Annotated in this window: 7 protein-coding genes; 6 read left to right on the top strand and 1 reads right to left on the bottom strand. The window is 28.3% G+C overall.

The genetic code is table 11. The features are described 5' to 3' along the window. On the bottom strand, window positions 1-969 hold a 969-nt coding region (locus tag B2217_RS00035), incomplete at its 3' end, for a DUF4041 domain-containing protein (RefSeq protein WP_291121913.1). Window positions 970-1,129: 160 nt separating this feature from the next. Between B2217_RS00035 and B2217_RS00030 the strand changes: the two genes are divergently transcribed. The 6 genes from B2217_RS00030 to B2217_RS00005 all read left to right on the top strand — a co-directional run bounded on the left by B2217_RS00030 (window position 1,130) and on the right by B2217_RS00005 (window position 7,123). After that, window positions 1,130-1,327, top strand: a complete 198-nt coding sequence (locus tag B2217_RS00030) for a hypothetical protein (protein ID WP_280046552.1) — start codon at window positions 1,130-1,132, stop codon at window positions 1,325-1,327. Further along, window positions 1,311-2,777, top strand: a complete 1,467-nt coding sequence (locus B2217_RS00025) for a hypothetical protein (RefSeq protein WP_291121910.1) — start codon at window positions 1,311-1,313, stop codon at window positions 2,775-2,777. The genes B2217_RS00030 and B2217_RS00025 overlap by 17 nt, the downstream gene beginning before the upstream one ends. 281 nt (window positions 2,778-3,058) lie before the next feature. Continuing rightward, on the top strand, window positions 3,059-4,195 hold the full coding sequence (locus B2217_RS00020; protein ID WP_291121908.1) for a DUF4932 domain-containing protein: 1,137 nt from the start codon (window positions 3,059-3,061) through the stop codon (window positions 4,193-4,195). Between the two features lie 175 nt (window positions 4,196-4,370). After that, a complete protein-coding gene (locus B2217_RS00015) occupies window positions 4,371-5,360 on the top strand; it encodes a hypothetical protein (protein WP_291121906.1) in 990 nt (329 codons plus the stop codon). Window positions 5,361-5,604: 244 nt separating this feature from the next. Next, window positions 5,605-6,150 carry a hypothetical protein gene (locus tag B2217_RS00010; protein ID WP_291121904.1) on the top strand — a complete coding sequence of 182 codons (546 nt, stop codon included), beginning with the start codon at window positions 5,605-5,607 and terminating at the stop codon, window positions 6,148-6,150. A 169-nt stretch (window positions 6,151-6,319) separates the two neighbouring features. Beyond that, window positions 6,320-7,123, top strand: coding sequence for a hypothetical protein (locus B2217_RS00005; protein ID WP_291121902.1), 804 nt, complete (start codon window positions 6,320-6,322; stop codon window positions 7,121-7,123). Window positions 7,124-7,157: the final 34 nt, after the last annotated feature.

Raw genomic sequence — 7,157 nt, 5'->3', positions numbered from 1 at the left:
TCTCTTGGTTTGTTGAGCCATAGATAAAGCTCTTTCCTTTTTTAACCTTGCCTCTTCTAATTCTTTTTCGAGTTGCTCTATTTGTAATTTTAATTCTTCCGAATTATTAGTCCCTTGCTCCTTTCTTACTTTTTCTAAAGCTTTTTGGAAATAGGCTTCTTCTTTTTCTGCATCTTTTTGAGCTTTCTCAAATTCTCTTTTTGCTTTTTCTTCTTCCCTTAGCTCATCTTGAATCGCCTTAGCTTCTTCTTTTTCTTGTTGTTTTTTTAATTGAAACTCATATTCGAGGATAATCTCTTTCAATTTTAACTCTAAATAATCATTCGTTATTCTCACATGCTGTCCCTCTCCTAATTTATTTAAAGCGGTAAATGATTTTTTAATTCTTTCTTTTATTTGATTGATATTATTCCATTTTACTTTACCTAATAACGCATCACATTCCCCATTAAATGCTCTTAATAGTAATTTTATATACTTATTTGTAGCAGCCCTTCCTTTGGCTTCGCTCCCATCTATGGTCCAAGTTGTGTCACATACACAGGCTCTATTGACGGTAATTAAATGTTTTTGTCGATCTCTAATAGATGATTGTTCATACCTATATTGGTCTGATTTTTCGAAATCGAACAAAGGTTCATATAATCCAAATTCAGCTAAATCTAATTGGTTTTCATAAATAGAAATCTTCGATTTCAAATCTTTATAAACATCTAGCGAATTGAGGTATTTATTATTTAATTCATCTAAATCATTCTTTTTCGAAACGAGTTGATTATTGACTTCTGTATCTAATGCGTCAAATTTTTCTTTTTCTGTTTTAATATAGAATTCTACATCCACTATTCCGTTATATCTAGTTAGATTAGAGTTCAATTCAGAATTAGTATTTTCTAAACTAATAATCTTTTTTTCGAGTTCAGAAATTTTATCAAATTCTTTCTTCTTTAAAAAATCAAATATTCCCATCACAATTAATTTTCTTGATACAACGAAAGTACATAGAGCGTTACAATCTGATTTACGTGAAACCGTAAGTTTATAAAAAATGTAATCAGGATATTTTGAGGCTAACTATACAATAGAGTATTTTATAAAGGTTTTGTATATTAGTCTTTGTAAAAAAAGAATGTTAGCGGTTAGGCTACAAATGGAAGTTCCTATGATAAAGAAATGGTTACAAGATATATTTGACAAGAAAAAACCGATAAAGGTTGAAGAATGGAGAACGGATAATTCTATTCTCAAATTTCTGTTTTCAAACTTGGACAACAAAGGAAACTTGTCTGAAGCTGCTCAAGACTTACCTGATGAAAAAAAAAGATGATGAAAAAATAAGGTTTGCAGCAGGACTTATGGACGCTATGTTTGGTGCGGACGATTCAATTGATTCAAAAAAGAGAGTTGCAGAACTTTCAAAACACTTGAAAAAGATTGCAACAAAAGGTGACAAAATAAGTGAACAAGAATTTTACCGATTAATCACAGAAAATGAAGGTGTCATTGGAATTATTGACGAGTTTTTACAAGTAGTCGTAAATAATGAATTGCCGATTGAGCCTTATCTTTTTAATTTCGCAAAAGATTTGACTACAAAAACAGACAAAAGAAATGCTGTAAAATTTGGAATTGCAATTTTAGGATTGTGTCAGAATAAATCTATTCTAAATGACATAAAAATTTTAGGTTTACATGATGAGTTTACTGTTTATACAACTATAGCAATTGTGAACTTATCTGACAATGTAGAAAATAACCTTTGGGAATTGGCACAGAAAGTTGATGGTTGGGGAAAAATCCAAATAGTTGACAGGTTGGCAAGTCCTGAATTAAAAGAGCCAATTAAAGATTGGTTGATACTTGAAGGTTATAAGAACAGTATTATGTATGAATACTTAGCTTACACTTGTGCGACCAATGGAGAATTACATAAGAAATTAGAAAGCGAAGAGATTGAAAACAAACTTTTCAAATCTGCTTCTGATATTATTGAAGCACTCATCGTAGAACACAGTCCAGCCGATGATATTACTATTTATCCTTTTGCTTCGCAAGTAATTCAAGATTTCATAAGACACACAATGAGGCACGCAACTGATATTTCAGACTTTAGTGCTTTACACAAAATAAAAGACTTTCTCACAGAGTTACATAACGATATTGGGAACCAAAAGAAAAATGGTTGGAATCAAGACATTATTTCAAATTGCCTAATTCAAATTGTTAAAATTTTGAATAGCAGAGATTGGAAAATTGTTGCGTATGAAGGTTTGAAAAGTGATGACAATATAATTTATTGGAACGCCAAAAAAGCAGCAGAAAAATTAGGAATTGACTTGTGGGAAACCGTTTGGACAAGATTGGAAGAAAATCCACTAGATAGTTTTTCGTGGTATGACGTTACACATTATAGTAAACCCGAACATTCTGATAAAATCATAGACTTTGCTCTTAAACACTTGCCTTTTGATGAGTTGGCAACAGGAGCGAAAGATTCAAATGGATTTGGCGAAAATTATAACAAACACACAAGTCTTGAATATGCAACTACATTATTGGAAAACTATCCTACAAAGGGAGAGAAAATTATCTTAACATCACTTAAAAATCCTGTAACAAGAAACCGAAATATGGCAATCAAAGTTTTGGACAAGTGGAAACAAGAAAATTGGTCGTCAGAAATTGAAAAAGAAATTAGACATTTACTAGAAGTCGAACCAAACAACGACACGAAAGAAAATATTGAAAGATTATTAAACGGACAAGAATTAAAATAAATTCTAGCCACTAACATCGGTAACTGTTATACAACACCAATTTTAGTCTTAAAAACACNNTACAAAAACACAAAATAGTATAAATAAGAACCTATTTAAAAGTAATTTTAGGGAGGTTTATTATTATACACAACAGGGTGTACAATATAGTTTTGTTTGTATATTTGGAATAATATAACGAAATGTAGGTATACGTGTTTTTTAATAAATGCATGCTATATTAGTTTCGAAAAAAAAAAACAATGTTTTACGCAATTTTACAACAACACTACATAAAGAAAATGAAGAACTATTTTCTATATCTACTATTTTTAATACTAAGTATTTCAGTAAACTCTCAAGAATTAAAAAAAGTCAATTTCGATTCTAAATTCAGAAAAGAGAATCAAGGTAAATCCAAAACTGTAATCCATGAAGTAAAAGAACTTTTACACATTATGATAGCCATAACGGAACTTGGTTTGGGTAATGATGATATGGTTAATCAAGACAGTGAATATTATAAAGATTTAATTAAGCATTTTGAACCATATAAAAATGAACCCATCATCTTAAAATATGACTCATTGATAAAAGCAAACCCTGTAAATTACATCTTTTTAACGGGAAATGCTATTTCATATAATTTTAAGGGAAACAAATTGGTAAAAGATAAAAACTACCTATTTCCTGCTCAAAGTGTATCTTCACATACTAAGATAACTGAGAATTTAATTACAAAATATAAAAAAGATATTGAAGATTTTGCTAATAAATCTAAATTCAGAAAATTTTATAAAAATTCGACTAAATATTATAGTAAAATCATTGATGATTTCGATACTCAAGCCAACATACAACAGCAATGGAATTGGTTAGAAAACAATTTTGAAACAAAAGTCAACAATTATGTTATAATGACTTCTCCGTTAATAGGAGGATTAAACTACACAACCAATTATGATGATAATAACTTCAATCAGATTTTCTTAGTCATTCCTACAATATCTGAAGATAAAAAGCTCTCTGAAACTGAAAAAATCATCAATAATACTCGACCTATTTTCACTGAAATTGACCATAATTATACAGTTGTTTTAGCAACGAAATATGAAGCAGAACTTAATGAAGCTTTAAAAATTAGAGATACATGGGTTAACACAAAACAATATGGCACTGAATTTTATCCTAATGCGAAAAGAGTTTTTGATGAGTATATGACTTGGTCTTTATATGTAATCTATATTTCTGATATTTTTAAAAATGATCAGAAAGCATTTAACTACGTATATAATGATGTTAATGAAGCAATGACTAAAAGAGGTTTTCCTAAAACAAAGGAATTTACAGATAAATTAATAGAATTAAGAAAAAAAAATCCAAAGAAAAATATTGAAGAACTTTATCCAGAATTAATTGAATGGTGTAAAACTCAATAAAAACTACGTACCACTTTGTAACCGTTACGCAACCCGAAATTTGGTACAAAGGATAAATTATACAGCCTCGCTAAGTGTATATGCGAGGTTTTTTGTTTTTACACAATAATGGTTATAAATTAGATTATTTTATACATTTGTTATTTATACGAAATAAAGATATAGGTGTGTTTTTATGAAAGATTATCTAAATGAATACTCAATTTTTGACTACGGTGGGGTGAACCATGTTTCAGACGATGTAGCAATCTTTCCTAGTGGCGAGGGTTCAGAAATTGCTTTAATAAGCCTAGCAAATTATCCATATGATACAGATTTTATTGAAATAGAAACAATTGGTGTTATAATCTCTTTTCTTTCTATGAAAAATAATAAGAGAAAAATTAAAGAACCTTGGAAAAGTAGAGATTATCATTTATCGTTTTACGTGGACGATTTAATTGAGCTTTATGAATTGGAATTTATTGAAGGTATTAAACCAATTACCGAGTTTAAATATGAATTGAATAGTTTTAATTGTATGGTTTCTCAAGGTTATCCGCTGAATGTAGATGGAAATATTGATGTATATTTTTTAAATGACTCAGGTGAACGTATAGATCACATTATTGAAATGCCGAAAATTGAAAAATATGTTGAAAATTATCTAGGTGAGGAATGGAATGAAGACGATAGAGAAGAATTAATTAAAATGTACGAGGATCAAAATACTCCTTTTATAGAATATACAAGTAGTTTAAAATTAACGGAAAAAGGATACCGAAAATATTTAGACTTAACACAAGATTTTTTCATTCCTAAACAAATTGATACAATTATAAAACCATTAATAAAAATTGGATACTATGATTCTGCTGTAAGAGAAATTGCTGTTTTATTTGAACATATGATAAAGGATTTCCATAAATCAGATTTAATAGGCTCACAACTAATAGAAATGCATATACGAGAATGTATTAAAGCAAATAAGGGAAATAATAATGCAGGTATAAAAGTTTACCGTCAAGAATTGAAAGCCGCAAACAGTTACATTAGGAATGAGTTTATGCATAATGTTATGAATGTAGAAAAAGCAAATTACAATGCCATATTGTTTCGACAATGCAGATTGTTTGGTTTCATTAACCAAGCAAAAGAAAAAATTAAGACCCAAAACTATTGCTAATATCGGCTTAGCAAAATGCGGGGTTTTGGTTAGCTAGAAGATTATTGTTTTGTCATCGCCAAAATCCATCCATATTCGTATTTTTTGTAAGTTTACAAATAGCGAAACAGCTTTGGCTTCGCTCGTTAGCCGTCAGTTTAAAAACCGTATAACAAAACGAAATATGAATTATAATTGGGATAATATTCATTGGATTTTTAAACCTGATGGTTTATTAAGAGATATTTATATTCAAGAAACTTCGTTGAGTGATTGGAATAAAGTAATTGATATATTGAACTCTGAGTATGATTTAACTTATTTTTCAGAAAATAAAATTGACAAAAAGGAAGTTTTTGAATATCTACAAGACGAGACTGGAGAAATAGAGTGTAAAACTGTTTCAATAAACATAAAAAATATAACAATAAATTGTCACTTTTTTTTAATTGATCAAATTGAGTTTGATATTGATCCAAGTGAAATTAAATCTAAATCGGAATTAGATAATATTTTGTCATTTATGACAAGATTAAGTTCAAAGTTGAAAAAACAAATAACTTTGACAGGAGAAAATGAAGTAAACTTTCCTCTTATTAAAATCAATACAAACGAAAATATTTTTAAAATAATATCCGAAAAAGAAATTAACCACTATTATCAGAAAAACAATTCTAAAATTAAAAATTTAGTCAGTTCTATGAAGTTTAGTTTTTTAATGAGGTTTTTCCCAAAATTTGTTGAGAAAAAAATATTAAAAAGTGCAACTGAACCAATAAAAGCGACAAAATTGAATGAAAACATATGGTAAATAAAAAAAACTCGCTAAGTGTTTTAAGCGAGGTTTTTTGTTTTATACAATAAGGTATACAATCTAGTTTTGTTTATTGTTTATATTTGTTATTAACACGAAATATAAATGTCTTTTTACGAAACTATACTTATTTTATTTAGTAAAACACAATGTTAGCTGTAATCTTATGAAAATCATAGTCCCAATAGTAGTTTTGATATTGTTTTCACTGACAAATTGTAAAACAAAAAATAGAATTCAAAATATATCCGAATATGAACCAATTGCAGGAGTTTCAATCCCAATGGAAAAAGAAGAAATTAAATACTGGGATTCATTATGCAACGCAGAAACAAAAAGAGCTGAAATTGATATTAGAAAGAATAAATTAGTTTATACTCATTTATTTGGAATGGTTGAAACTTATAGAAGTAATATTGAAATGGATTCACTTCTTGCTAAAAACTCCATAACCACAGAAGAAAACGGATATTTTTGTACAGTTCCTTGGGAAAAACAAAATTGTTACGGAAAAAAAATGGAAAATGAAATTTCCTTGAGATATGGAACAAAATTTATTGATTCTTTAAGACAAGTTGCAGAAAATATTTACGTTTCAAAGCATAGAAATGATATTTTTAAATTCGAAGATTGTGATATGACTTCGAGATATTATGGAACTGATGATTATTCAGAATTCTTTGACAACTATAAAAAAGATTTTTTTAAAGATTTCAAATACCCTGAAAACTTCAAATACAAAAATGAAAAAAACTATTCATATTCTAACGCATATTTCATTCTCCATAAAGATGGAAAAATTTCAGATTTAGAAATTAGCTCTACTTTTCAAAATAAAGAAAATGAAAAATTCCGAATAGAAATTGAAAAACAAATTGAAAATTTTGTAAAAAAATCAAAATGGAAACCTGCTACAGCACGTGGAACTATTGTAAATAGTGAAATGAATTTAACTTTTCACTATAAATAAAAAGACTACAGCTAATAACTAAGCTTTCGTCTTG

The sequence above is a fragment of the Empedobacter sp. UBA7620 genome (assembly GCF_002484185.1).
Lineage (GTDB): Bacteria > Bacteroidota > Bacteroidia > Flavobacteriales > Weeksellaceae > Empedobacter > Empedobacter falsenii_C.
The sequence above is the reverse complement of the archived record's forward strand: the minus strand, read 5'-3'. Positions and strand labels throughout refer to the sequence as shown.